Annotated in this window: 21 protein-coding genes; 10 read left to right on the top strand and 11 right to left on the bottom strand. The window is 71.5% G+C overall.

The window, feature by feature from the left end:
- Positions 1-176 precede the first annotated feature (176 nt).
- The 3 genes from OG538_RS27340 to OG538_RS27330 form a co-directional block, all read right to left on the bottom strand.
- The gene (locus OG538_RS27340; protein WP_015607926.1) at positions 177-380 is read right to left on the bottom strand and encodes a cold-shock protein; all 204 of its coding nucleotides are present in this window, start codon (positions 378-380) and stop codon (positions 177-179) included.
- A gap of 292 nt (positions 381-672) precedes the next feature.
- Positions 673-1,284 carry a TetR/AcrR family transcriptional regulator gene (locus tag OG538_RS27335; protein ID WP_406097941.1) on the bottom strand — a complete coding sequence of 204 codons (612 nt, stop codon included), beginning with the start codon at positions 1,282-1,284 and terminating at the stop codon, positions 673-675.
- An 88-nt stretch (positions 1,285-1,372) separates the two neighbouring features.
- The gene (locus OG538_RS27330) at positions 1,373-1,879 is read right to left on the bottom strand and encodes a pyridoxamine 5'-phosphate oxidase family protein (protein WP_406097939.1); all 507 of its coding nucleotides are present in this window, start codon (positions 1,877-1,879) and stop codon (positions 1,373-1,375) included.
- A 169-nt stretch (positions 1,880-2,048) separates the two neighbouring features.
- Between OG538_RS27330 and OG538_RS27325 the strand changes: the two genes are divergently transcribed.
- Positions 2,049-2,336 (top strand): hypothetical protein, encoded by a 288-nt coding sequence (locus OG538_RS27325; RefSeq protein WP_406097938.1) that lies wholly within the window; start codon positions 2,049-2,051, stop codon positions 2,334-2,336.
- On the opposite strand, the gene OG538_RS27320 is transcribed toward OG538_RS27325, so the two are convergent.
- Positions 2,315-2,899 (bottom strand): HutD family protein, encoded by a 585-nt coding sequence (locus OG538_RS27320; protein ID WP_406097936.1) that lies wholly within the window; start codon positions 2,897-2,899, stop codon positions 2,315-2,317. The two genes, OG538_RS27325 and OG538_RS27320, sit on opposite strands and share 22 nt — an antisense overlap.
- Before the next feature lie 120 nt (positions 2,900-3,019).
- Here OG538_RS27320 and OG538_RS27315 point away from each other — a divergent pair, with 120 nt between their 5' ends.
- A complete protein-coding gene (locus tag OG538_RS27315) occupies positions 3,020-3,943 on the top strand; it encodes a rhomboid family intramembrane serine protease (protein WP_406097934.1) in 924 nt (307 codons plus the stop codon).
- Positions 3,944-3,979: 36 nt separating this feature from the next.
- The gene (locus OG538_RS27310; protein ID WP_406097932.1) at positions 3,980-5,215 is read left to right on the top strand and encodes an SLC13 family permease; all 1,236 of its coding nucleotides are present in this window, start codon (positions 3,980-3,982) and stop codon (positions 5,213-5,215) included.
- 123 nt (positions 5,216-5,338) lie between these two features.
- Here OG538_RS27310 and OG538_RS27305 read toward each other — a convergent pair whose 3' ends face one another.
- From OG538_RS27305 to OG538_RS27295, 3 genes are all read right to left on the bottom strand, one after another.
- Complete coding sequence (locus OG538_RS27305) at positions 5,339-6,799, bottom strand: glutamate synthase subunit beta (RefSeq protein ID WP_406097930.1); 1,461 nt, start codon at positions 6,797-6,799, stop codon at positions 5,339-5,341.
- Complete coding sequence (gltB, locus tag OG538_RS27300; RefSeq protein ID WP_406097928.1) at positions 6,792-11,351, bottom strand: glutamate synthase large subunit; 4,560 nt, start codon at positions 11,349-11,351, stop codon at positions 6,792-6,794. The genes OG538_RS27305 and gltB overlap by 8 nt, the downstream gene beginning before the upstream one ends.
- Positions 11,352-11,765: 414 nt before the next feature.
- Positions 11,766-12,500 (bottom strand): VIT1/CCC1 transporter family protein, encoded by a 735-nt coding sequence (locus tag OG538_RS27295; protein ID WP_406097926.1) that lies wholly within the window; start codon positions 12,498-12,500, stop codon positions 11,766-11,768.
- Between the two features lie 262 nt (positions 12,501-12,762).
- Here OG538_RS27295 and OG538_RS27290 point away from each other — a divergent pair, with 262 nt between their 5' ends.
- From OG538_RS27290 to OG538_RS27260, 7 genes are read left to right on the top strand one after another with little or no spacing between them, the layout of a single operon-like run.
- A complete protein-coding gene (locus tag OG538_RS27290) occupies positions 12,763-13,920 on the top strand; it encodes an ADP-ribosylglycohydrolase family protein (RefSeq protein ID WP_406100328.1) in 1,158 nt (385 codons plus the stop codon).
- Entirely contained in the window at positions 13,917-15,287 is a 1,371-nt protein-coding gene (locus tag OG538_RS27285) for an ADP-ribosylglycohydrolase family protein (protein WP_406097925.1), read from the top strand. Before OG538_RS27290 ends, OG538_RS27285 begins: the two co-directional genes overlap by 4 nt.
- Positions 15,214-16,416, top strand: coding sequence for an ADP-ribosylglycohydrolase family protein (locus tag OG538_RS27280; protein ID WP_406097923.1), 1,203 nt, complete (start codon positions 15,214-15,216; stop codon positions 16,414-16,416). The genes OG538_RS27285 and OG538_RS27280 overlap by 74 nt, the downstream gene beginning before the upstream one ends.
- The gene (locus OG538_RS27275; protein WP_406097921.1) at positions 16,413-17,795 is read left to right on the top strand and encodes an ADP-ribosylglycohydrolase family protein; all 1,383 of its coding nucleotides are present in this window, start codon (positions 16,413-16,415) and stop codon (positions 17,793-17,795) included. Before OG538_RS27280 ends, OG538_RS27275 begins: the two co-directional genes overlap by 4 nt.
- Positions 17,792-18,676: a ribokinase gene (rbsK, locus tag OG538_RS27270; protein ID WP_406097919.1), complete on the top strand. Its 885-nt coding sequence runs from the start codon at positions 17,792-17,794 to the stop codon at positions 18,674-18,676. The genes OG538_RS27275 and rbsK overlap by 4 nt, the downstream gene beginning before the upstream one ends.
- Complete coding sequence (locus OG538_RS27265) at positions 18,673-19,872, top strand: CaiB/BaiF CoA transferase family protein (protein WP_406097917.1); 1,200 nt, start codon at positions 18,673-18,675, stop codon at positions 19,870-19,872. Before rbsK ends, OG538_RS27265 begins: the two co-directional genes overlap by 4 nt.
- Positions 19,869-20,681: an HpcH/HpaI aldolase/citrate lyase family protein gene (locus OG538_RS27260; protein ID WP_406097915.1), complete on the top strand. Its 813-nt coding sequence runs from the start codon at positions 19,869-19,871 to the stop codon at positions 20,679-20,681. The genes OG538_RS27265 and OG538_RS27260 overlap by 4 nt, the downstream gene beginning before the upstream one ends.
- Before the next feature lie 273 nt (positions 20,682-20,954).
- Here OG538_RS27260 and lgt read toward each other — a convergent pair whose 3' ends face one another.
- The 4 genes from lgt to trpB form a co-directional block, all read right to left on the bottom strand.
- The gene (lgt, locus tag OG538_RS27255) at positions 20,955-21,926 is read right to left on the bottom strand and encodes a prolipoprotein diacylglyceryl transferase (RefSeq protein ID WP_406097913.1); all 972 of its coding nucleotides are present in this window, start codon (positions 21,924-21,926) and stop codon (positions 20,955-20,957) included.
- Between the two features lie 99 nt (positions 21,927-22,025).
- On the bottom strand, positions 22,026-22,853 hold the full coding sequence (locus OG538_RS27250) for a thioredoxin domain-containing protein (RefSeq protein WP_406097911.1): 828 nt from the start codon (positions 22,851-22,853) through the stop codon (positions 22,026-22,028).
- A gap of 76 nt (positions 22,854-22,929) precedes the next feature.
- On the bottom strand, positions 22,930-23,742 hold the full coding sequence (gene trpA / locus OG538_RS27245) for a tryptophan synthase subunit alpha (RefSeq protein WP_406097909.1): 813 nt from the start codon (positions 23,740-23,742) through the stop codon (positions 22,930-22,932).
- The gene (trpB, locus tag OG538_RS27240) at positions 23,739-25,025 is read right to left on the bottom strand and encodes a tryptophan synthase subunit beta (RefSeq protein WP_406097907.1); all 1,287 of its coding nucleotides are present in this window, start codon (positions 25,023-25,025) and stop codon (positions 23,739-23,741) included. Before trpB ends, trpA begins: the two co-directional genes overlap by 4 nt.
- Positions 25,026-25,156 lie beyond the last annotated feature (131 nt).

The raw sequence follows: 25,156 nt of genomic DNA, 5'->3' as shown, positions 1-25,156 counted from the left end.
GCGGATGAACCGCTGTGCGCGGCGCGTGGAACTCTCTGGACACCCGGGGTGCTTCGTCGCACCCGGTGCTGGGCGCCGAACGGCGCCCGGTCTTTGCGTCACTTCCCAGGGACAGCACAAGCCGGGACCCGCACCTTCACGGTGCGGGCCCCGGCTGCGAGGTACGCGTCCGGCAATTAGGCCGGGACGATGTTCTCCGCCTGCGGGCCCTTCTGGCCCTGCGTGACGTCGAAGGAGACCTTCTGGCCCTCCTGGAGCTCACGGAAGCCCTGGGTGGCGATGTTGGAGTAGTGGGCGAAGACGTCGGCGCCGCCGCCGTCCTGCTCGATGAAGCCGAAGCCCTTTTCCGAGTTGAACCACTTCACGGTTCCAGTAGCCATGTCATTCTCCTAAAACAGGTGCAGTGCCGGAAATCCGCACTTTACGAATTCCAAGTCGCCGCATTGAGCCCCACCCGGAGAAAGCCGGAAAACATTAAAGCGCCTGAGGAAGCATTCCCGTCAGGCGCACATAAAGTTCATGGGTACCAAAACTGCAACCGGATCACCGTAGCACGATCTGCCGACCAGCGGTGGGACACGCCGCGCCGCGAGCGGCGAATTTTCGGGCGAACCCTTGGGGCGTCCGGCCTGGAGCCGTGTCGAAATCGCTGGAACCGGTCCCCCGGCGGGTTCAGCCACGCAGGGCGATGCCGTCCAGGACCATCGAGAGGTACTGGCGGGCGATCTCCTCCGGGCTGTGCTGTCCGCCCGGCCGGTACCAGGAGGCGGCGACCCAGACGGTGTCGCGGACGAACCGGTAGGTGAGGCGGATGTCCAGATCGGCGCGGAACGTCCCCCCGGCGACGCCGCGTTCCAGGGTGCCGAGCCAGGCCTTCTCGAACTTCTCCTGCGAGTCGACGAGGTACTGGAACCGGGGCTGGGCCGCCAGGTGCCGGGCCTCCTTCTGGTAGATGGCGACGGCGGCGCGGTGCCGGTCGATCTCGCGGAAGGACTCGGTCACGAGTGCCTCGATGGTCTCGCGGGGGCCGAGCCGGGCGTCGAGGACGGCGTCGTACCCCTCCCAGAGCTCGCCCAGGAAGGTGGAGAGGATCTCGTCGAGCATCGATTCCTTGGAATCGAAGTGGTAGTAGAGGCTGCCCGCGAGCATGCCGGCCTCGTCCGCGATCCTGCGGACGGTCGTGGCGTTGTATCCCTGGGCCGCGAACACCTCGGCGGCGGTGGCGAGCAACTCGCCGCGGCGCTCGGGCGAGGGGGTCCCCTGGGGCTTCTTCTTGGTAGGCACCCCCCCATTCTCCGCTCCGCGGGAGCGGCCGCGGACGCCCCGTCGCCCACGGCCCGCCGACGGGCCGCCACCCGCCCGGCCGGAGCGGTCAGGGCGTGCCGGCCGCCGAGCCGTCGTCGTTGCCCCTGCGGACCGTGTGCAGCGGGTGGCCGGGGCGCCAGACCTGGATGACCAGGGTGTCGCCACCCTCGAGGCCGGTGCGTACCACCTCGGTCAGCTCCACCCGGAAGAGGTGGAAGGGTTCCGGCGGCTTCACCTCGCCGATGAAGCGGGCCAGCAGGCCGGGGTCGGTCACCTCCACCGCGCGTCCCGAGATCCGTACGTCCCCGTCGGCCATCTCGGCGTCGGGGCCCGGATTGGCCTGCACCGCGAAGCGGGGGTCGCGGCGCAGGTCCAGCGCCTTGCGTGAGTTCGGCATCATGCCGAGGAGCGGCTCGTCCAGCCGGAACTCCACTTCGAGTCCGGTCACCCGGGGGGAGCCGTCCTTGCGGACCGTCGCCAGGACGTGGTGCTTGTACTGCTCGAAGCGCTGTCGCACGGTGTCGGCGAAGTCCGGCTCAGCCGACCGGAAATCTGCCCAGGAATGTGAGGTCATCGCTCCATCGAACCCGGGAATCCCGACATCCTCTGTCCGGTTTCTCCGAGCACACCACGCGGACCACCCGGACGGATGCCGTACGGGCGCCTCCGTGGTGTGCTGGAAGAGGTGGAGGCCGCCGTCCGGGCGGCGGGGAGGGCCACTCCCCGCTCCGAGGTGAGTTCAGATGGCGATCTTCATGAAGGCGTCGCTGCCGGGTGTGACGACGGACCAGTACGAGGCGCTCAACGCGGAACTCCAGTCCATGCCGGGCGACACGTTCGCCGGCTGCCTGGCGCACGTCTGCGTCCCCACTGACGCCGGCATCGAGGTGTACGACCTCTGGGAGTCCGAGGAGGCCATGGACAAGTTCGGCGCGGTGATGATGCCCGTCGCCGAGAAGCAGGGCCTGTCGGCCGCGGGCGGGCGCCCGGCCGTCTCGCAGGTGCACCGTTACTGGCTGCCGGGCTCGTAGCGCGACAGCGTGACCAGCGCCGCGTATCCCTGCGTCCGCAGCACGCAGGACGCCGCGCCGCGCAGCAGCACCGCGTCGTAGCACCCGAGCCCGGTGTCCGTGCCGTCGATGACGGCACCGTCCTCCAGCGCCACGGCCAGCACCGCCCCGCCCTCCGGAGCCATCAGCCGGAGGGTGCCGCGTACCACCGCCGTCTCGGCCCGGGTGCGGTCCCGGCGGTACATCACGTTGAGATTCACGACCGGGCCCCCCAGCAGCCGTCCGTCGGTCTCCACGTCGCCCGGGAAGTCGTGGGGCCAGTACGGCTCGTCGACGATGTGGTGCTCGCCGCCGACCATCAGGTCCATCCCGGCTCCCTCCACCACGGTCAGGGTGCGGTCGACGCCCGGGAACACGGAGAACGGCCCGTCCTCGGCCACGGCCGCCAGGCTGACCCGCCAGTCGAAGTCCTCCGTGGTGGCGGCGGGGGACGCGGCGATCTCGCGGGTGGTGCCCGCGCCGTTCTTCCATGCCACCTGGGTGCGGCCGGCCGCACGCAGGATCCTGAACGCCTCGGCGGTCATCAGCGGGCTCCGATCGTCGGTGGTGAGGGGCCCCGAGCCTAAACCGGCACCCACGGTTCGCTATCTTGATCGCCGCCGCCCCACCGGCCTCGTGTCCACACACCGATGAAGGAGCCGGCCATGGAGGCCGCCGTCACCACCTGCTACCGCCATCCCTCGTACGAGACCTATGTGAGCTGCACCCGGTGCGAGCGCTTCATCTGCCCCACGTGCATGCGCGAGGCAGCCGTCGGCCATCACTGCGTGGACTGCGTGAAGGAGGGACAGCGCTCGATACGGCAGGCGCGGACGGTGTTCGGCGGTGCGGTGCCCCGCAGTGCGGTGCCGGTCGTCACCTACGTGCTGATGGGCCTCAACGTCCTGGCCTACCTGGCCGAGCTGGTCCGCCCGGGGGTCGTCGACCGGTTCGCCATGCTGGGTGGCGGGCTGGTCGGCCCGGACGGCGGCCAGTACCTCTACGTGGACGGGGGCCTTCCCGGCTTCGACGTGACGGGCGTGCTGGACGGTGAGTGGTACCGCCTGCTGACCGGGGCCTTCCTGCACCTGCCGCCGGGCGAGTCCTCCTTCGGCGCGCTGCCGTTCGGGGTCCTGCACATCGTCTTCAACATGTACGCGCTGTGGAATCTGGGCCGGGTCGTCGAGGAGCAGTTGGGGCGGGTCCGGTATCTCGCGCTGTACCTGCTGTCCGCGCTGGGCGGTTCGGTGCTGGTCTATCTGATCGCGCCGCTCGACTCCACGGTGGGCGCCTCGGGTGCGGTCTTCGGTCTCGCGGCGTCGTTCTACGTGATCAACCGACGACTGGGCCGGGACATGCAGGCGGTGAACCGGTTCCTGGCCGGCTTCCTGATCTGGATGGTGATCTCGGCGGCATTCACCTCGTGGGAGGCTCATCTGGGCGGGCTGCTGACCGGCGCGTTGGTCACGGTCGTCTACGCGTACGCCCCGGCGCAGCGGCGTACGCCGGTCCAGGCGGCAGGGTGTGTGGTGCTGCTCGCCGTGCTGGTGCTGCTGGTGGTCCTGAAGACCTCGGCGCTGACGGGGTGAGAGGCTGCCGGGTGGCCGGTCTGACACGATGACCGCATGCCCAATGATCACTCCGCGCCGGGAGCCGTGCGTTCCGGTGCGGTCTCCCTGATGCGTCGACTGCATCCACTGGACTGGCTGGCGGGCGGACTGCTCGTCCTGGGGCTCGCGGCGGTGGTGACCGGGCTGCTGCCGGCGGATCCCGCGGCGGATCAGATGCGGCGCATCGGGCCGCTGCTGGTGTTCCTGGCCACCGTGATCGTGCTGGCGGAGCTGGCGGGCCGGGCCCAGGTGTTCGATGTGGTGGCGGCCTGGGTGGCGCGGGCGGGGAGAGGCCGCTATCCCCTGCTCTTCGGGCTGTGCGTGGTGTTCGCGTCGCTGACCACGATCACTTTGAATCTGGACACCACCGCGGTCCTGTTGACCCCGGTGATGCTGGCGCTCGGTACCCGGGTGGGCATCGCCGCCCTGCCGTTGGCGATGACGACGGTGTGGCTGGCCAACACGGCGAGTCTGCTGCTGCCGGTGTCGAATCTGACCAATCTGCTGGCGGCGGACCGGGTGGCGCTGTCCCCGGCCGGTCTGGCCGCCGTGATGTGGCTGCCCCAGCTGGCCGCGATCGGGGTGACGGCCCTGTGTCTGTGGGTGTTCTACTGGCGCCGCGGTCGTCGCGGGGCCGACCGCTACACCCCGCCCGCGGTGCCGGTGCCCGGTGATCCGGTGCTGCTGCGGATCTGTTCGGTGGCGTGCGGCGGCTTCCTGCTGGCGATCCTGCTGGTGGACGTCCCGCTGTGGTCCGCCTCGCTGGTCGCGATGCTGGTCGTGGTGACGGCCTACGCGGTGCGCCGCCGGGAGGAGCTGCGGGTGTCGCTGGTCCCGTGGCGGCTGCTGGTGCTGGTCCCCGGGATGTTCCTGGTCGTGGAGACCGTCAACGCGCACGGACTGCATGAGCTGCTGGTGCGCGCACTCGGCTCGGACAACGGCTTCGTGGGCATGCTGCGGTCGGCCGGGGTGGGCGCGGGGCTGTCCAACGTGTTGAACAACCTGCCGGCGTACGTGGCGGGCGAGGCGGTGATCCCGGCGGGCAACCACAACCAGCTGCTGGCCCTGCTGATCGGGGTCAACGCGGGATCCGTCGTCACACCGTGGGGGTCGCTGGCGACGCTGCTGTGGTTCGAGCGGTGCCGTTGGCAGGGGACGCGGATCGCCGTGCGGCGCTTCATGCTGACCGGTCTGGTGCTGTCGGTGACGGCGGTGGCCGCCGCCACCTGCGCGCTGGCTCTGGTCACCTGAGTCACCGCGTTCGGCGATCTGCCCCGGGATGCGCCACGGCGCCTGCCGAATCGTCCGGTCGGGGACGGGCAGGCGCCGCGTTCAGTTCCGTACGCCGTTGTACGGGACGTCTGTGTGCCGTGGTCAGACCGTCAGGGAACGGTCCGTCGGGCGGATCGGGGCCGGCAGTGCGCTGGCTCCGGTCAGGAAGCGGTCCACGCCGCGTGCCGCGGAGCGGCCCTCGGCGATGGCCCACACGATGAGGGACTGGCCGCGGCCGGCGTCTCCGGCGACGAACACGCCGTCGACGTTGGTCGCGTAGTCGTCGTCACGGGCCACGTTGCCCCGCGCGTCGAGCTCCAGACCGAACTGCTGGACCAGCCCGTTGGCCTGGTCCGTGCCGGTGAAGCCCATCGCGAGGGTGACCAGCTGTGCGGGGATCTTCCGCTCGGTGCCGGGCTTCTGCTCCAGCTTACCGTCCTTGAACTCCACCTCGACGAGGTGGAGGGCCTGGACGTTGCCCTCGTCGTCGCCCTCGAAGTGGGTCGTCGAGACGGAGTAGACGCGCTCGCCGCCCTCCTCGTGCGCGGAGGTGACCTTGTAGAGCATGGGGAAGGTCGGCCAGGGCTGGTTGGCGTTCCGGTCCTCGCCCGGCTGCGGCATGATCTCCAGCTGGGTGACGGAGAGCGCGCCCTGGCGGTGGGCGGTGCCGACGCAGTCGGCGCCCGTGTCGCCGCCGCCGATGACGACGACGTGCTTGCCCTCGGCGGTGATCGGGGAGACCGTCAGGTCGCCCTCCTGCACCTTGTTGGCGAGCGGCAGGTACTCCATCGCGAAGTGCACGCCGTTCAGCTCACGGCCCGGGACGGGCAGATCGCGGGAGACGGTGGCGCCGGCGGCGATGACGACGGCGTCGTAGCGGCGCCGCAGCTTCGCGGCGTCGACGTCCTTGCCGACCTCGACCTCGGTGCGGAACTTGGTTCCCTCCGCGCGCATCTGCTCGATGCGGCGGTTGATGTGCGACTTCTCCATCTTGAACTCGGGGATGCCGTACCGGAGGAGTCCCCCGATGCGGTCCGCGCGCTCGTAGACGGCGACCGTGTGGCCGGCCCGGGTCAGCTGCTGGGCGGCGGCGAGTCCGGCCGGGCCGGAGCCGATGACGGCCACGGTCTTGCCGGAGAGGCGCTCGGGCGGCTGCGGGGTGACGTCGCCGCGGTCCCACGCCTGGTCGATGATGGAGACTTCGACGTTCTTGATGGTGACGGCCGGCTGGTTGATGCCGAGCACACACGCCGACTCGCACGGGGCCGGGCAGAGCCGCCCGGTGAACTCCGGGAAGTTGTTCGTGGCGTGCAGACGCTCGGACGCGGCGGTCCAGTCCTCGCGGTAGGCGTAGTCGTTCCACTCGGGGATGAGGTTTCCGAGGGGACAGCCGTTGTGGCAGAACGGGATGCCGCAGTCCATGCAGCGGCCGGCCTGCTTGCTGATGATCGGCAGCAGCGAGCCCGGAACGTAGACCTCGTTCCAGTCCTTGACGCGCTCACCGACGGGGCGGGTCTTGGCGACCTCGCGGCCGGTGGTCAGGAAGCCCTTGGGGTCAGCCATTGGTCGCCGCCTCCATCATCTTCTCGGTGGTCTCCTGCTCGGAGAGACCGGCGAGCTCAGCGGCGTCCTTGGCGGCGAGCACTGCCTTGTAGGTGGACGGGATGATCTTGCTGAAGCGGGTCACCGCGGTGTCCCACTCGGCGAGGAGCTTCTCGGCGACCGTGGAGGCGGTCTCCTCGTGGTGGCGGCGCACGACGTCGTGCAGCCACTGCTCGTCGGTGTCGGAGAGCTCCTCGACCGCGCCGAGGTTCCCGACGTTGACGTTGTCGCGGTTCAGGTCGATGACGTACGCGACACCGCCCGACATGCCGGCCGCGAAGTTGCGTCCGGTCTCGCCGAGGACGACGGCGTGTCCGCCGGTCATGTACTCGCAGCCGTGGTCGCCCACGCCCTCCGAGACGACCGTGGCGCCGGAGTTGCGGACGCAGAACCGCTCGCCGGTGCGGCCGCGCAGGAACAGTTCGCCGCCGGTGGCGCCGTAGGCGATGGTGTTGCCCGCGATGGTGGAGTACTCGGCGAGGTGGTCGGCGCCGCGGTCCGGGCGGACGACGACGCGGCCGCCGGAGAGGCCCTTGCCGACGTAGTCGTTGGCGTCGCCCTCCAGGCGCAGCGTCACGCCGCTGGGGAGGAAGGCGCCGAAGGACTGGCCCGCGGAGCCGGTGAAGGTGATGTCGATGGTGTCCTCGGGCAGGCCCGCACCGCCGAACTTCTTCGTGACCTCGTGACCGAGCATCGTGCCGACGGTCCGGTTGATGTTGCGGATCGCGATCTGCGCGCGGACCGGCAGGGCGGACTCGGCGCTGTCGGCGTTCAGGGCGTCGGCGGCGAGCTTGATGAGCTCGTTGTCGAGGGCCTTGGCGAGACCGTGGTCCTGCTCGTTGATCCGGTGGCGGACGGCGCCCTCGGGCAGCTCCGGGACGTGGAACAGCGGCTTGAGGTCGAGGCCCTGTGCCTTCCAGTGCGTGATCGCACGGTCGGTGTCCAGGAGCTCGGCGTGGCCGACTGCCTCTTCGATCGTACGGAAGCCGAGCTCGGCGAGGATCTCGCGGACTTCCTGGGCGATGAACTCGAAGAAGTTGACGATGTACTCGGCCTTGCCGGAGAACCGGTCGCGCAGGACCGGGTTCTGGGTGGCGATGCCGACCGGGCAGGTGTCGAGGTGGCAGACACGCATCATGACGCAGCCGGAGACGACGAGCGGCGCGGTCGCGAAACCGAACTCCTCGGCGCCCAGCAGCGCGGCGATGACGACGTCGCGGCCGGTCTTGAGCTGGCCGTCGGTCTGCACGACGATGCGGTCGCGCAGGCCGTTGAGCAGCAGGGTCTGCTGGGTCTCGGCGAGGCCGAGCTCCCAGGGGCCGCCCGCGTGCTTCAGGGAGGTGAGCGGGGAGGCGCCCGTTCCGCCGTCGTGGCCGGAGATGAGGACGACGTCCGCGTGGGCCTTGGAGACACCGGCGGCAACCGTGCCGACACCGACCTCGGAGACCAGCTTCACGTGGATGCGGGCCGCCGGGTTGGCGTTCTTGAGGTCGTGGATCAGCTGAGCCAGGTCCTCGATGGAGTAGATGTCGTGGTGCGGCGGCGGGGAGATCAGACCGACACCCGGGGTGGAGTGCCGGGTCTTGGCGACCCACGGGTAGACCTTGTGGCCGGGCAGCTGGCCGCCCTCGCCGGGCTTGGCGCCCTGCGCCATCTTGATCTGGATGTCGTCCGCGTTGACCAGGTACTCGCTGGTGACACCGAAGCGGCCGGAGGCGACCTGCTTGATGGACGAGCGGCGGGCCGGGTCGTAGAGCCGGTCGGCGTCCTCGCCGCCCTCACCGGTGTTGGACTTGCCGCCCAGCTGGTTCATGGCGATGGCGAGGGTCTCGTGCGCCTCGCGGGAGATCGAGCCGTACGACATGGCGCCGGTGGAGAAGCGCTTGACGATGTCGGAGACGGACTCGACCTCGTCGATGTCGATGGCCTCGCGGTCCGAGGTGAAGCCGAAGAGGCCGCGGAGCGTCATCAGGCGCTCGGACTGCTCGTTCACCCGGTCCGTGTACTTCTTGAAGATGTCGTACCGGCGGTTGCGGGTGGCGTGCTGGAGGCGGAAGACCGTCTCCGGGTCGAACAGGTGCGGCTCGCCCTCGCGGCGCCACTGGTACTCGCCGCCGATCTCCAGCGCGCGGTGCGAGGCGGAGATGCCGGAGGCGGGGTAGCCCTTGGCGTGCCGGGCGGCGACCTCCTTGGCGACGACGTCGAGTCCGGCGCCGCCGATCTTGGTGGCGGTGCCGTTGAAGTACTGCGCGACGAAGTCCTCGTCGAGGCCGACGGCCTCGAAGACCTGGGCGCCGCGGTAGGAGGCGACGGTGGAGATGCCCATCTTGGACATGACCTTCAGGACGCCCTTGCCCAGCGCGTAGATGAGGTTGCGGATGGCCTGTTCGGCGTCGATGCCCTCGATGAAGGTGCCGGCCCGGACGAGGTCCTCCACGGACTCCATGGCCAGGTACGGGTTGACCGCGGCGGCGCCGTAGCCGATCAGCAGCGCGACGTGGTGGACCTCGCGGACGTCACCGGCCTCGACCAGCAGGCCCACCTGGGTGCGCTGCTTGGTGCGGATGAGGTGGTGGTGGACGGCCGAGGTGAGCAGCAGCGAGGGGATCGGCGCGTGCTCGGCGTCGGAGTGCCGGTCGGACAGGACGATCAGGCGGGCGCCGTCCTCTATGGCGGCGTCGACCTCGGTGCAGATCTGCTCGATCCGCGCGGCCAGTGCCTCGCCGCCGCCGCTGACCCGGTAGAGGCCGGAAAGCGTCGCGGCCTTCATGCCCGGCATGTCGCCGTCGGCGTTGATGTGTATGAGCTTGGCCAGCTCGTCGTTGTCGATCACCGGGAAGGGCAGCGTGACTGCGCGGCACGCTGCGGCGGTCGGCTCCAGGATGTTCCCCTGGGGGCCGAGCGTGGAGCGCAGCGAGGTGACGAGCTCCTCGCGGATGGCGTCCAGGGGCGGGTTGGTGACCTGGGCGAACAGCTGGGTGAAGTAGTCGAAGAGCAGCCGGGGGCGCTCGGAGAGCGCGGCGATCGGAGAGTCCGTGCCCATGGAGCCCAGCGGTTCGCCGGCGGTGCGGGCCATCGGGGCGAGGAGGACGCGGAGCTCTTCCTCGGTGTAGCCGAAGGTCTGCTGGCGGCGGGTGACGGAGGCGTGGGTGTGGACGATGTGCTCGCGCTCGGGGAGGTCCTCGAGCTCGATCTCGCCGGTTTCCAGCCACTCCTCGTACGGGTTCTCGGCGGCCAGGGACGCCTTGATCTCGTCGTCCTCGATGATGCGGTGCTCGGCGGTGTCGACGAGGAACATCTTGCCGGGCTGGAGGCGGCCCTTGCGGACGACCTTGGCGGGATCGATGTCCAGGACGCCGACCTCGGAGGAGAGCACGACGAGGCCGTCGTCGGTGACCCAGTAGCGGCCGGGGCGCAGACCGTTGCGGTCGAGGACCGCGCCGACCTGGGTGCCGTCGGTGAAGGTGACGCAGGCCGGGCCGTCCCAGGGCTCCATCATCGTGGAGTGGTACTGGTAGAAGGCGCGCCGGGCCGGGTCCATGGAGTCGTGGTTCTCCCACGCCTCGGGGACCATCATCAGGACCGAGTGCGGCAGCGAGCGGCCGCCGAGGTGGAGGAGCTCCAGGACCTCGTCGAAGGAGGCCGAGTCGGAGGCGTCCGGGGTGCAGACGGGGAAGATCCGGTCGAGCTGCGCTTCACCGAAGAGGCTGGAGGCGAGCTGGGACTCGCGGGCCTTCATCCAGTTGCGGTTGCCCTTGACCGTGTTGATCTCGCCGTTGTGCGCGACGAAACGGTACGGGTGTGCGAGCGGCCAGCTCGGGAAGGTGTTGGTGGAGAAGCGGGAGTGGACCAGCGCGACCGTGGTGGCGAAACGGCCGTCGGAGAGGTCCGGGAAGAACGGCTCCAGCTGCCCGGTGGTGAGCATCCCCTTGTAGACGATCGTGCGGGCGGAGAGCGACGGGAAGTAGACCCCGGTCTCGCGCTCGGCGCGCTTGCGCAGCACGAAGGCCTTGCGGTCGAGGACGATGCCGGTGCTCTCGCCGTCCGCGACGAAGAGCTGGCGGAACTCGGGCATGGTGGCGCGGGCGCCGTTGCCGAGGATGCCGGGGGTGACCGGGACCTCGCGCCAGCCGAGGACCTTGAGGCCTTCTTCGGCGGCGATCTTCTCGAGGTTGCGGACGGCCTCGGTGGAGTCGTCCGCGGGCAGGAACGCGATGCCGACGGCGTAGGCACCGGCTTCGGGAAGCTCGAAGGGGACCTCTTCGCGGAGGAAGGCGTCCGGGACCTGGAGCAGGATTCCGGCGCCGTCACCGGAGTCGGGCTCGGATCCGGTGGCTCCGCGGTGTTCGAGGTTGCGCAGTACGGTCAGCGCCTGCTCGACCAGCTCGTGGCCGGCCACACCGGTCAGAGTGGCTACGAATCCGACACCGCAGGCGTCGTGCTCGTTGCGGGGGTCGTACATCCCCTGCTGGGCGGGGCGACCGTCCATGGGCGACCAGGCGTCGGTGCGCATCGGCTCTCCCGTCGTCGTCGTGGCATATGCAGTGCCGAGGGACGACGTTGGCCCTCTGCGAAATTTCGTGCAGATTACATGATGGGACGCTTCTCAAAAAGCGGATAGCTTGTTCCAACATACGGACACCGCCGTGACGGTGGAGGGGGTCGCAGTCGGAGGATCGGCGCCCGGGAGACCGCAGAGAGCAGGCGTCGTTGCCTGCGGTGTCTACGGCTCATGCCCGGCGGCAAAGGAAACGAAACCGCCGGGTAACGACTACTTATGTGTAGTCCTGCATAGAGTCTCATTTTACGGCGCGTACGCCCGATCCGCCCAGGGGCGGTGATCAGGACGTACGTCACACGTATGGCGGATACGTTACGGCCTCGCGCACCGGGAGGTGAGCGAGGCCTTACGGACGGATGCGGAGGCTCAGCCTCCGACGGCGACGCCGAAGAGGGCGCCCAGGCCGTAGGTGATCGCGGCCGCAGCACCGCCGAGCACCAGCTGGCGCAGCCCGCTGAACCACCAGCTGCGGGCCGTGACCCGGGCCACCACCGCGCCGCAGCCGAAGAGTCCGGCCAGGGCCAGCAGCACGGCGGGCCACATCGCGTCCGCGCCGAGCAGGAACGGCAGCACGGGCAGCAGCGCGCCCAGCGCGAACGCGCCGAACGAGGACACGGCGGCGACGAGGGGCGACGGCAGATCGCCCGGGTCGATGCCCAGCTCCTCGCGGGCGTGGATCTCCAGGGCCTGCTCGGGGTCGCGCGACAGCTGACGGGCGACCTCACGGGCCAGTCCGGCCTCGACCCCGCGCGACTCGTAGAGTGAGGCGAGCTCCCGCTCCTCGTCCTTGGGGTGCTTGCGCAGCTCACGCCGCTCGATGTCGAGTTCCGCCTCGACGAGCTCGCGCTGCGAGGCGACGGAGGTGTATTCGCCGGCCGCCATCGAGAAGGCGCCCGCGGCGAGACCGGCCAGGCCCGTGATCACGATCGTGCGGTGCGAGACCGCACCGCCCGCGACACCGGTCATCAGGGCGAGGTTCGAGACGAGCCCGTCCATGGCACCGAACACCGCCGGCCGCAGCCATCCGCCGTTGACATCACGGTGGGTGTGGTTGTCCCGGTGCGCCTCGTGCAGTACGGCGTCGGTCTCGATGATGGACACAGCTCTCCCCTTCTCCGGCAGCGGATTTCGTGCGCTCCGCCCGCTCGACATCATCGAAAGTACGCACGAAAAATGGCTCCCGCCAGCAAGGCAGGCCGTACTTACCACCCTCCGTAACCAGGTAGGTACGCCTTGCCTTGCTGTCCGAAGGCCGTCATCCGAGTGGCCCTTTTGTGGTGATAATCGGCCTCTGTCTCGGCTCCGCGTGGCACAGATCCCACAGGGGCGAGAACTGGCTCGGTACGAGCGAAGGGTCGACGCGATGGAGCTGACCGCAGGAAATCCGGCAGGGCCACGGACGAACGGCGCGCGGGCGGCGGTACGCGGGGCCCCGGGCCCGGCCGGTCCCGCCCACGGCGGCCTCGGCGACCGGGCCAGGGGTGCGCTGCTGGGCCTCGCGGTGGGCGACGCGCTGGGCGCACCCGCGGAGAACATGCGGCCCTCCGAGATCCGCCGCCGCTGGGGCCGGATCGAGGGCTTCGTGAGCGACGACCCGGCGGGCACGGACGACACGGAGTACGCGATCTTCTCCGGACTCCTGCTGGCCCGGCACGGATCGGCACTCACCGTCACCCATGTCGAGCGGGCCTGGCACCTGTGGATCGCCGACCTGGACGAGGGGCCGTTCCGCGGCGCCGGCTTCAGCGAGCGGGGCACGCTGGAGAACCTGCGCCGGGGCCTGGCCGCCCCGATCTCCGCGCAGCACCGGCATGCGTGGAGCGACGGTCTGGCGATGCGGGCGGCGCCCTTCGGTGTCTTCGCGGCGGGCCGGCCCACGGAGGCGGCACGGCTGGTCGCGGTGGACGGCCGGGTCAGCCATGACGGCGAGGGCATCTACGGCGGTCAGGCGGTGGCCGCCGGGGTGGCGGCCGCGATGACGGGGGCCGGGGTCACCTCGGTGATCGCCGCCGCGCTCTCCGTCGTACCGATGGACTCGTGGACGGCACGCTCCCTGCGGCGGGCGGTGACGGCCGCGCAGCACCCGTATCCCGACCGCCTCACGCGGGAGCGGGCGGTGCGCTCGGCCGTCGTCATCGGGGGGTACCCGTGGACGGACCTGGCGCCGGAGGCGGTGGGCCTGGCCTTCGGCGCGTTCGCGGCGGCGCGCGGTGACTTCCGTACGGCGGTGCTGACGGCGGTCAACATGGGCCGCGACGCCGACACGACGGCCGCGGTGGCGGGCGCCCTGGCCGGAGCGCTGCACGGCGCGTCCGCCATCCCGCGCCCCTGGGCGGAGGCGATCGGCCCGGTCCGTGGCAGCTGCCTCCCGTCGATGCGCGGCTACCACGTCCTGGACATCGCGGAGCTGCTCACCCCGGACGAGACGGACGAGCGGGGTGCGGGCGAGCGAGGCCGGGGCGGTGCGCCCGGACGCGAGGGTCGCCAGGACACCGCCCCCGGAGCGGTGGTGGGGCGATGACGACGGCCAGGGACACCTCCCGCACCGCGCGGCCGGAGGCCGCCGGCCACCCGGACACCGCGACGCGTCCCGACGCCGCCCGTGAGCAGCGCGGCGACGAGCGGCCGCGGGAGACCGCACGGAGCGGAGCCGGCCCGGGAGCCGCCCGGCCGGCAGCACCGCGCCGGGCCCGCATCGAGGGCCTGCTGCTCGGCCTGGCTGCCGGGGACGCCGCCGGATGGCCGGCGGCGCGGCACCGGGCGGCCCGGATGCCGGAGTGGACCAGGCGCCTGACCCGTGAGCTCGACACCTTCGCCGAGCAGAACGCGACCACCACGCTGCCCGTCCCCATCGCGCTCAATCAGCCGCCCGAGCCCTTGCGGCTAGGCCCGTCCGACGACGCCGAATGGGCGGCCTTCGCCGCCGGGACCGTACTCACCTCGGCGGCGGGTGCGCTGCAGGGTCTGGCCCCCGGGCGGCGGATGCGGGCCGCCGTGGACACCGCCTGGAACGCGCTGGCCGCCGAGGTGGCCGCCGCCGCCGCCCGGGCGCCCGAGGTCGAGTCCGCCGTCCTGCCGCTGCGCGCCCGGATCTCGGTGCGGGCCGGGCTCGGCAACCTCGCCGCCGGCCTCCGCCCGCCCGCCACCGGTCATGACAACCCGCACTACTTCGACGACGCCGCGTGCGTGCGCGCCGCCGTGCTGGCCGTCGTGCACCCCGGCGACCCCGGGGCCGCGGCCGACCTCGCGGAGTTCGACGCGCGCTACACCCAGGACGGTGACGGGGTGCACGGGGCACGGGCGATGGCCGCCGCGATCGCCGAAGCGCTCGGCGGGGCGGACGTCGACGCCGCGGTGAACGCCGCGCTCACCCAGCTCCCCGAGGGCACCGAGATCGCCCGCAACGCGGCCCACGCGGTCCGCATCGCCCGGGACTTCGCCGGTGAGCGGGCCGGAGCGTTCGCCCTCGTACCGGTGCTGGAGCATCAGATCGTCGACCACGTCTACAGCTACGGGATCGCCGCGGCCGAGACCGTTCCCGTCGCCCTGGCCCTGGCCACCGCGGCCCGCGGCGACATCGCGCAGGCCGTGCCGGCGGCGGCCTGTCTCTCCCGTGTCGCCGACTCGGCACCCGCGCTGGCCGGGGCGCTCACCGGGGCACTCGGCTCGATCACCGCCGTGCCCGACGGCTGGCGCGAGGCATGCCGCACCCTGGCCGGGTGTGCGCTGCCCCGTTTGGCGGGTACGGATCTGATCGAACTCGCCGGGCTGCTGGCAGACACGGAACCGGTGCCACTGGGTGGACAATTCGGACATGACATCCACCGCGCCGACGGCGCCCACGAGGTCCGCACCCCCCACGACGCCCGCGGAGCCCACCCTCGATGAACGGATCGCGGGCGCGCTCGTCGGCGCAGCCGTCGGCGACGCGCTCGGCGGGCCGGTCGAGGGCCGGCCCCCGGAGCAGATCGTGGCCCGCCACGGCGGGCGGATCACCGGCGTCGTCGGCCCGTGGGACGGCGACGACTGGCGCACCGCCCGCCCCATCGCGCCGTACCACAAGGGCGACGGGCACGTCACCGACGACACGTTGATGACCCATGCGCTGGTCCGTGTGTACGGGAAGGTCCGCGGCCACCTCGACGCGTACTCCGTCGCCGACCACCTCGTACCGGAGCTGATCTCGAACCCGCGCTGGATTCCGGAGCTGGAGGCGGAGGCGCTGCCTGTGCAGCGGATCTTCCTCGCCGAGAAGTGGATCGTCGCCCGGCTGCACTACGGCCATGTCGATCCGCGCGAGGCGGGCAGCGGAAACATCGTCAACTGCGGTGCGGCGATGTACATGGCGCCGGTCGGCCTGGTGAACGCAGCCCATCCGCAGGCCGCGTACGCCGAGGCGCTGGATGTCGCGGGCGCCCATCAGTCCTCGTACGGCAGGGAGGCGGCCGGCGTCTTCGCGGCCGCCGTCGCCGCGGCCTGCGCTCCGGGGGCGACGCCCGCGAGCGTCGTCGAGACGTGTCTGTCGCTGGCCAAGGACGGCACCCGGGCCGCGATCGAAGCAGTGTGCGAAACGGCCGTCGCCCACCGGGACTTCGAGTCGGCGCTCGTCCCGCTGCGGGAGGCCGTCGCCCCCTTCGACACGGTCGGCCCCGACTACCGTGCCCCCTCGCTCGGCGCCCGCCGCCCATCCCGGCTGCACGCCATCGAGGAGCTCCCGGTCGCCCTCGGGATGCTGCTGGTGGCGGACGGCGACTTCCGTCGGACCGTGCTCGGTTCGGTCAACTACGGGCGGGACTGCGACTCGATCGCCACGATGGGCGGCGCGGTCGCGGGCGCCCTGCACGGCGAGCGGGCGATCCCGGCCGAATGGGTGCGCACGGTCGGCGAGGCCAGCCGGCTCGATCTGCACGCCCCGGCCCGCACCCTGGCCGAGGTCGCCCGCGAGGTGTTCGCCCACGACACGGCCCGCCGCCGCGCCCACGAGGCCGCCTTCGCCACGCTGGCGGACCGGCCATGACCGACACGGTGCGGGCCACCTGGGTCCAGCCCGAGGACCTGGTGGGGCACGAACTGCGGCAGGCGGCCGAGGACGGACGGGACGTCCGGGACATCGCGCGCCGGTGGTACGAGGCCGGCGGGTCGCCCGCCCCGGACCGAGCAGGCGCCTCGGTGCCCCCGGCCCCTCCCGGGCTGCGCGCGGTCGCCGGGCACCTGCTGGACGAACTCACCCTGCTGGACTCGCCGCTGGCCGACGACGAACCAACCGGCCTCGCCGAGATCCGGGACGCCTGTCCGCACTGGCCGCACCCCCGCACGGAGCGGTTCGCCGTGGACCGCGAGCGGCTGCACGCGGCCTGGCTGGGGCGCGCCGCCGGCTGTCTGCTCGGCAAGCCGGTCGAGAAGCTGCCGCTGGAGGGCATCCGCGCCCTGGCCCGCGCCACCGGAAACTGGCCGCTGAGCACCTGGTTCACCGGCCGCGGCCTGCCCCCGGCACTGGCGGCCACATATCCCTGGAACCGGCGCTCCAAGTCCACCTCGCTGGCCGAGAACATCGACGGGATGCCCGAGGACGACGACCTCAACTATCCGCTGCTGACAGTGCTGTTGCTTCAGCGGTACGGCAGGTCCTTCACCACCGCCGACCTGGCCAGGCTCTGGCTGGAGGAGCTCCCGGCGGGCCGGACGTTCACCGCAGAGCGGGTCGCGTACCGCAATCTGCTCGACGGTCTCGAACCGCCGGACACCGCTCGCCACCGCAATCCCTTCCGGGAGTGGATCGGGGCGCAGATCCGCGCGGACGTGCACGGCTGGACGCACCCCGGCGACCCGGCCGCGGCGGCGGAACAGGCCCACCGCGACGCCGTCCTCACCCACACCGGGAACGGGGTGTACGGCTCGATGTTCACCGCCGCCGCGCTCGCCGAGGCGGCCGGCGGCGAGGCCGACGTGCACGGGTGCCTCGCCGCCGGTCTGCGCGTGGTGCCCCCGCGCTCCAGGTTCGCGCAGGCCGTGCGGGACGGCATCGCCACGGCTGCTGAGGAGAAGAGTTTCGATACGGTCGTCGACCGGCTGCACGCGGCGTACGGCAGGTATCACTGGGTGCATGTCCTGCCCAACGCGGCTCTGCTCTCCGCCGCCCTCACCCATGCCGGCGGTGACTTCACCGGCTCTGTCTGCCGTGCGGTGTCCGGCGGCTGGGACACCGACTCCAACGGGGCGACCGCCGGTTCGCTCGCCGGTCTGCTGGCCGGGCGGCCGGACGCGCTGCCCGACCGGTGGACCACCCCGCTGAAGAACCGGCTCGCCACGTCCGTCCCCGGTTTCGACTCGGTCGGCTTCGACACCCTCGCCGACCTGACCCACCGGCTCACCCACGAGGAGGCACTCCGCCCATGACCAAAGTCGCGGTGCTCGGCAGCACCAATATGGATCTTGTGGCCTACGTCGACCGGGCCCCGGGGCTCGGGGAGACCGTCACCGGGCGGGAGTTCCGCACCATTCCCGGCGGCAAGGGCGCCAACCAGGCCGTCGCCGCCGCCCGCGCGGGCGGTGACGTGATGATGATCGGCGCGGTCGGCGACGACGAGTACGGCCTGCGGATGCGGGAGAACCTGGAGCACTCGGGGGTCGACACCGATCTCCTGCACACCGCGGAAGGGCCGAGCGGCACCGCGCACATCGTGGTCGACGGCAAGGGCTCCAACGCCATCGTCGTCATCCCCGGCGCCAACGGCACCGTCACCGCGCTCGGCCCTGGCGAGATCGCCGCCATCGCCGAGGCCGATCTGCTGCTGCTCCAGCTGGAACTGCCGCTGTCCGCCGTGATCGAAGGGGCCCGGGCGGGGCACGCCCAGGGGGTGAGGACGGTCCTGACCCCGTCCCCCGTACAGCCACTGCCCGCCGAACTCCTGGACTGCGTCGACCTGCTGATCGCCAATGAGCACGAGGCGGCCGAACTTTCGGGGCACGCCGAACCGCACGCGGCGGCCGAGATCCTGCTCAGCCAGGTTCCCTCGGTCGTCATCACGCTCGGTTCGAAGGGCTGCCTGTACGCGGCACGGGGAGGTCAGACCGTTCACTTCCCCGCGCCCGAGGTGACCGCCGTCGACACCACGGGCGCCGGGGACACCTTCGTCGGCACGCTCGTGGTGGCACTCGGGGAGGGACGGCCGGTGCCGCAGGCCGTCGCCTGGGCCTCGTCGGCGGCCGCGCTGTGTGTGCAGAAGGCCGGCGCCTCGATCTCGATGCCGTACCGCAGCGAAATCGACGCCGCGTGAGCGCGCCCGGAGCACCACCCCTGACCGGGCTGCGGGTCATCGATCTCGCCACCCTCTTCGCCGGCCCTCTCTGCGCCACCGTGCTGGGCGACTTCGGTGCCGAGGTGATCAAGGTCGAGCATCCGAGCAGGCCCGATCCGTCCCGGGGGCACGGGCCGACGAAGGACGGGGTCGGACTGTGGTGGAAACTGCTCGGCCGCAACAAGCGCAATCTCACGCTCGACCTGTCCTGCCCGGGCGGCCGTGACCTGTTGCTGCGGCTCGCCGCCGACACCGACGTGATCATCGAGAACTTCCGGCCGGGCACCTTGGAGCGTTGGGGGCTCGGACCCGCGGAGCTGCATGCCGTCAACCCGCGGCTGGTGCTGGTCCGGGTCACGGGCTTCGGTCAGTCCGGCCCGTACGCGCACCGGCCCGGCTTCGGCACGCTGGCGGAGGCGATGAGTGGTTTCGCGGCGATCACCGGGGAGCCGGACGGTCCTCCGACGCTGCCGCCGTTCGGTCTCGCCGACTCGATCGCGGCGCTCGCCACGTCGTTCGCCGTGATGGCGGCGCTGGCCGGCCGGGACCGCACGGGCGTGGGCCAGGTCGTCGACATGGCGATCATCGAGCCGATCCTGACGGTGCTCGGTCCGCAGCCGCTCTGGTACGACCAGCTGGGGTACGTCCAGCCGCGCACCGGCAACCGTTCGCGCAACAACGCGCCGCGCAACACCTACCGCACCTCGGACGGGCAGTGGGTGGCCGTCTCCACCTCGGCGCAGTCCGTCGCGGAGCGAGTGATGCGTCTGGTGGGCCGGGCGGAACTGATCGACGAGCCGTGGTTCGCCGCCGGCACCACGAGGGCCGAGCACAGCGACGAGCTCGACGAGGCGGTCGGCCACTGGATCGCGCGGCGCACCCGGGACGAGGTGCTCTCGGCGTTCGAGAAGGCGGAGGCGGCCATCGCGCCCATCCATGACATCCGTGACGTGATGGAGGACCCGCAGTACCGGGCCCTGGACTCCATCACGGAGGTCGACGACCCGGAGCTGGGCCCGCTGCGGATGCAGAACGTCCTCTTCCGACTGTCCGGGACGCCGGGATCGATCCGCTGGGCCGGGCGGCCGCACGGGGCGGACACGGACGAGATCCTCACCGGGCTCGGTCTGAGCGGCGCGGAGATCGCCGCGCTCCGGACGGAGCGTGTCCTGTGACCACGCAGACCCCGCTGACCTGGTTGTACGTCCCCGGCGACCGGCCGGACGTGGTGCGCAAGGCGCGTGACTCGGGGGCGGACGTGGTGATCGTCGACCTGGAGGACGCGGTCGCCCCCGACCGCAAGGAGTACGCACGCTCGGCAACCGCCGAGCTGCTGCGCGAACCGGCCTCCCCCATGGCGGCCCCCGTCCATGTCCGGGTCCACACGGAGGCGGACGTCCTGGCCCTGGCCGGGCTGCCGGGCCTCGCCGAGCTACGGCTGCCGAAGATCACGCACGCGGCGTCCGTCCATCACATCGCGGCGCTGGCCCCGGGCGTCGCGCTCTGTCCGCTGCTGGAGTCGGCGCTCGGCATCGAGCACGCGTACTCGGTGGCCGCCGCCCATCCGCAGGTGCGTTCCGTCGCACTCGGGGAGGCGGACCTGCGGGCGGATCTGGGGGTACGGAGCGATGCGGGGCTCGACTGGTCGCGCAGCCGGGTGGTGGTCGCGGCCCGGGCGGCCGGGCTTGCCCCGCCCACCCAGTCGGTGTTCCCGGACGTCCGGGACCTGGACGGGCTGTGGGCTTCCTGCGCCCATGGGCGGGCACTGGGCTTCCTCGGGCGGGCGGCGATCCACCCCCGGCAGCTTCCGGTGATCGAGCGGGCGTTCCGGCCGACGGCGCAGGAGGTCGAAGCAGCACAGGAGATCGTCGAGGCGGCCCGGGTGCAGGCGGGTGCACTGGCCCTGCCGGACGGACGTTTCGTCGACGCGGCGGTGGTGGCCCAGGCCCACCGCACACTGGCCCTGGCCGGTCGGGGCCGGTGAGCGGTTCGCGGCGGCCGGGCGTCGGGGAGCGGGAGGAGTCCCGCTGACCGGCTTGTCCTCAGTCGCCGGACGGGCCTGATGCCGCGCTGCCCGGCGGAACCGGAACCGCCGGCTACCGGGGGGCGCCACGACCCGCAGAGATTCCGTGCGGGCAGCGGGGGCACGCCCGTCCGGCGGTCATCGAGGACGCACCTGGTCCCGGTGGACGTGCGCACCACATGACGAGGGGCCGCCGAATGGTTCGGCGGCCCCTCGTCCTCGTGTGTGTGGGCGTCAGCCCTTGGCCGTCTCCGCCTCACCGTTCGTCTTCGGCGCGTCCGCTTCGGGCTCGGCCTCGACGTCGGCCGGCTTCGCGCCGGCATCGGCCGGCGTCGCACCGGCGGAAGGCTCCGTGTCACCGGACTCCGTGTCCTCGACGCCTGCGGCGTCGACCGCCTCCGGCTCGACGATCTCCTCGCGCCCCGGCCGTACCTTCGCCGAGATCACGATGTACGTCACGGCCAGCACGAACACGATCAGCGCGGTCCACACGTTCAGGCGCAGGCCCAGGATGTGGTGGGCCTCGTCGACGCGCATGTACTCGATCCAGGCACGGCCCGCGCAGTACGCGGCCACGTACAGCGCGAAGGCCCGCCCGTGTCCGAGCTTGAAGCGGCGGTCGGCCCAGATCACCAGGAGCGCCACACCGATGCACCACAGCGACTCGTACAGGAAGGTCGGGTGGTAGGTGCCGGCGACCCGGTTGGGGCCCTCGCTGATCTTCAGCGCCCACGGGACGTCGGTGGCCCGGCCGTACAGCTCCTGGTTGAACCAGTTGCCCCAGCGGCCGCAGGCCTGGGCCAGGGCGATGCCGGGGGCGAGCGCGTCGGCCCAGGCCGGCAGCGGGATGCCGCGGCGGCGGCAGCCGATCCAGGCACCGACCGCGCCGAGCGCGATCGCACCCCAGATGCCGAGGCCGCCCTGCCAGATCTTGAAGGCGTCGACCCAGTCCTCACCGTCGCTGAAGTACAGCTGGTAGTCGGTGATGACGTGGTAGAGCCTCCCTCCGACGAGGCCGAAGGGCACGGCCCAGACGGCGATGTCGGCAACGGTGCCGGCTCTGCCCCCTCGGGCGACCCAGCGCTTGTTGCCGAACCAGACGGCGACGAAGACACCGATGATGATGCAGAACGCGTAGCCGCGGAGCGGGATCGGTCCGAGATCGATCACGCCGGTCGACGGGCTGGGAATGTAGGCAAGGTTCATGGCATCGTCGACGCTACCCTGCCGGGCGGGACGTACGGCAACCCGCCCGACAACGTCTGGGTAACGAGCAGGTCATCGATTCCCCTGGTTGCGCGCCGCTCAGGAGCCCGAGGGGGCAGGTGTGGCCGTGCCCGGCTTCTTGCCCTTGTTGGCCTCGGCGACCCACTTCTTCAGGTTGGCCACGGTGATGGGCTCGTCCCCCTTCTTGGGGAAGATCGACTCGCCGTTGAGGAGCGCCGTCGGTGTCCCCTGGAATCCGCCGTTCTGGAACGCGGTGTTGGACTTCTGGACCCAGGCGTCGTGCGCACCGTCCTCCACGCAACTGCGGAACGTGGGCGTGTCGAGCCCCTCCACCTTCTTGGACAGCTCGATCAGCTTGCCGTTGTCGGCGAAGGCGTCGTCGGCCTCCTGCGGCTGGTTGCTGTAGAGGACGTCGTGGTACGCGGGGAACTTGCCGGCGTCCTGGGCGCAGGCTGCCGCGTTGGCCGCCCTGAGCGAGCCGCTGCCCCCCATGTTGCCGTCGATCAGCGTGGCGAAGTGGTACTCGACCTTGATCTGGCCGCTCTGCTCCATCTGGTGGATCGTGTCGCGGAACGCGGTCTCGAACTGGGCGCAGACCGGACAGCGGAAGTCCTCCCAGATCGTGAGCGTGGACGGGGCGTCGTCCGCTCCCACCGGAATGGCCAGGCTGTCCTTGCCGGTGGCACCGGACGGCGCGACGGCGGGGCCGGACGCCTTGCCCTTGTCGCCCTTGCCGCCGGTGTTCGCCGCGATCACGCCGACGACGGCGGCCAGTCCCAGGACCCCCACGACGGCCGCGGAGACGATCAGCGTGCGACGGCGGCGCTCAAGCGCCCTCGCCTGCTCCCGCTGCTGGATCAGCCGGTCACGCGCGGCCCTTTTTCCCTCTTGGTTCTTCTCGCTCACACCCGCAGCAACGAACCGGGGAGGCACTCGCGTGCCTCCCCGGTCCCATATCCACCCATTCGGATGACGACGGGTGTCAGCGCTTTCGAACACCCAGGGCCAGATCGGCCGCCAGCGAACGGACGGCGGCGAGGCCTGCCGCCTCGTCCGGGGCGTCGAGCATCCGCTTGACGAAGGCGGTGCCGACGATGACGCCGTCGGCGAACGCGGCGACCTCGGCGGCCTGGTCGGCGTTGGAGACGCCGAGACCGACGCAGACCGGGATGCCGGTGGTGGCGCGGGTGCGCCGCACCAGGTCCTCGGCCTGTTCGCCGACCGAGGCCCGGGTGCCGGTGACTCCCATCAGGGACGCCGCGTAGACGAAACCGGAGCCGGCCGCCGTGATGGTGGCGAGGCGCTCGTCCTTGCTGCTGGGCGCGACGACGAACACGGTCGCCAGACCGTGCTTGCCGGCGTGCTCCCGCCACAGCACGGACTCCTGGACCGGGAGGTCGGGCAGGATGCACCCGGCGCCGCCGGCCTCGGCGAGCTCGGCGGTGAAGCGCTCGACGCCGTACCGGTCGATCGGGTTCCAGTAGGTCATGACGAGGATCGGGATGCCGGTCGCCTCGTACGCCTCGCGGACCGTACGCATCACGTCGGCGATCCGTACGCCGCCGCGCAGTGCGATGTCGTCGGCGGTCTGGATGACGGGGCCGTCGAGCACGGGGTCGCTGTGGGGCAGCCCCACCTCGATGATGTCGGCGCCGCCGGCGGCCACGGCCTTGATGGCCTCGATGGCGCCGTCAACGGTCGGGAAGCCGGCGGGCAGGTACGCGATCAGCGCGGCCCGGTTCTCGGCGCCGGCGGCGGCGAGCCTGGTGTTCAGCAGTTCGATGTTGCCGCTCACTTGACGTCCCCCTCGATCTCGGCGCCATCGCTGTCCGCGTCGGCCTCGACGGCCGCGTCGGCCTCGTACAGCCCGAAGTAGCGCGCTGCGGTGTCCATGTCCTTGTCGCCGCGGCCGGACAGGTTGACCAGGATCAGGCCGTCCTTGCCGAGCTCCTTGCCGACCTCCAGGGCGCCGGCCAGCGCGTGCGCGCTCTCGATGGCCGGGATGATCCCCTCGGTGCGGGAGAGCAGGCGCAGCGCCTGCATGGCCGCGTCGTCCGTGACCGCGCGGTACTCGCCCCGGCCGGTGTCCTTCAGGTACGCGTGCTCCGGGCCGATGCCCGGGTAGTCCAGACCGGCCGAGATGGAGTAGGGCTCGGTGATCTGGCCCTCGTCGTCCTGGAGGACGTAGCTGCGCGAGCCGTGCAGGATGCCCGGTTCGCCCGCGGTCAGGGTCGCGGCGTGCTCGCCGGTCTCCACTCCGTGCCCGGCGGGCTCGCAGCCGATGAGACGCACTCCGGCATCCGGAATGAGGGCGTGGAAGAGGCCGATGGCGTTGGAGCCGCCGCCGACGCAGGCGATCGCGGCGTCCGGCAGCCGGCCGGCCCGCTCCAGGATCTGCCGCCTGGCCTCGACGCCGATCACCCGGTGGAAGTCCCGGACCATCGCCGGGAAGGGGTGCGGGCCCGCGACCGTACCGAAGAGGTAGTGGGTGCGGTCCACGTTGGCGACCCAGTCGCGGAACGCCTCGTTGATGGCGTCCTTGAGCGTGCGGGAGCCGGACTTCACGGCGATGACCTCGGCGCCCAGCATCCGCATGCGCGCCACGTTCAGCGCCTGGCGCTCGGTGTCGATCTCGCCCATGTAGATGGTGCATTCGAGGCCGAAGAGCGCACAGGCGGTCGCGGTGGCGACCCCGTGCTGGCCTGCTCCGGTCTCCGCGATGACGCGGGTCTTGCCCATGCGCTTGGTGAGCAGCGCCTGGCCCAGCACGTTGTTGATCTTGTGCGAACCGGTGTGGTTGAGGTCCTCGCGCTTGAGGAAGATCCGTGCTCCGCCGGCGTGCTCGGCGAAGCGCCCGACCTCGGTCAGGGCGCTGGGCCGGCCGGTGTAGTTCACCATCAGTTCGTTGAGTTCGGCGGCGAAGGCAGGGTCGGCCTTGGCCTTGTCGTACTCGACGGCGACCTCGTCCACGGCGGCGACGAGCGCCTCCGGGATGAACTTTCCGCCGTAGGCACCGAAGTACCCCTCGGCGCTGGGGATCAGACCCTCCGGGTCCGGAATGAAGAAGTCGGACGACATCTCGACGTGCTCCTCGGCATGGCAGTGGGTGGGTTCACCGTAGGGCGCCGTGAGCGGGCCCCGCCGCGGCCATGACGGCCGGGCGGTGCGGTCGTGCGGATCCGCCGGGTGGGGCGGGGGGTGACGGCCGG

The sequence above is a fragment of the Streptomyces sp. NBC_01013 genome, from assembly GCF_045162765.1.
In the GTDB taxonomy this organism is placed as follows: Bacteria; Actinomycetota; Actinomycetes; order Streptomycetales; family Streptomycetaceae; genus Streptomyces.
This window is presented reverse-complemented; position numbering and strand designations above follow the sequence as displayed.

Bases quoted from the DNA above. Each gene is read 5' to 3' on its own strand.
- OG538_RS27305 (WP_406097930.1), bottom strand. From the start codon at position 6,799: ATGGCTGACCCCAAGGGCTTCCTGACCACCGGCCGCGAGGTCGCCAAG.
- OG538_RS27275 (WP_406097921.1), top strand. From the start codon at position 16,413: ATGACCGACACGGTGCGGGCCACCTGGGTCCAGCCCGAGGACCTGGTG.
- OG538_RS27315 (WP_406097934.1), top strand. From the start codon at position 3,020: ATGGAGGCCGCCGTCACCACCTGCTACCGCCATCCCTCGTACGAGACC.
- OG538_RS27320 (WP_406097936.1), bottom strand. From the start codon at position 2,899: ATGACCGCCGAGGCGTTCAGGATCCTGCGTGCGGCCGGCCGCACCCAG.
- OG538_RS27325 (WP_406097938.1), top strand. From the start codon at position 2,049: ATGGCGATCTTCATGAAGGCGTCGCTGCCGGGTGTGACGACGGACCAG.
- gltB (WP_406097928.1), bottom strand. From the start codon at position 11,351: ATGCGCACCGACGCCTGGTCGCCCATGGACGGTCGCCCCGCCCAGCAG.
- OG538_RS27285 (WP_406097925.1), top strand. From the start codon at position 13,917: ATGACGACGGCCAGGGACACCTCCCGCACCGCGCGGCCGGAGGCCGCC.
- OG538_RS27330 (WP_406097939.1), bottom strand. From the start codon at position 1,879: ATGACCTCACATTCCTGGGCAGATTTCCGGTCGGCTGAGCCGGACTTC.
- OG538_RS27310 (WP_406097932.1), top strand. From the start codon at position 3,980: ATGCCCAATGATCACTCCGCGCCGGGAGCCGTGCGTTCCGGTGCGGTC.
- OG538_RS27340 (WP_015607926.1), bottom strand. From the start codon at position 380: ATGGCTACTGGAACCGTGAAGTGGTTCAACTCGGAAAAGGGCTTCGGC.
- rbsK (WP_406097919.1), top strand. From the start codon at position 17,792: ATGACCAAAGTCGCGGTGCTCGGCAGCACCAATATGGATCTTGTGGCC.
- trpB (WP_406097907.1), bottom strand. From the start codon at position 25,025: ATGTCGTCCGACTTCTTCATTCCGGACCCGGAGGGTCTGATCCCCAGC.
- lgt (WP_406097913.1), bottom strand. From the start codon at position 21,926: ATGAACCTTGCCTACATTCCCAGCCCGTCGACCGGCGTGATCGATCTC.
- OG538_RS27280 (WP_406097923.1), top strand. From the start codon at position 15,214: ATGACATCCACCGCGCCGACGGCGCCCACGAGGTCCGCACCCCCCACG.
- OG538_RS27290 (WP_406100328.1), top strand. From the start codon at position 12,763: ATGGAGCTGACCGCAGGAAATCCGGCAGGGCCACGGACGAACGGCGCG.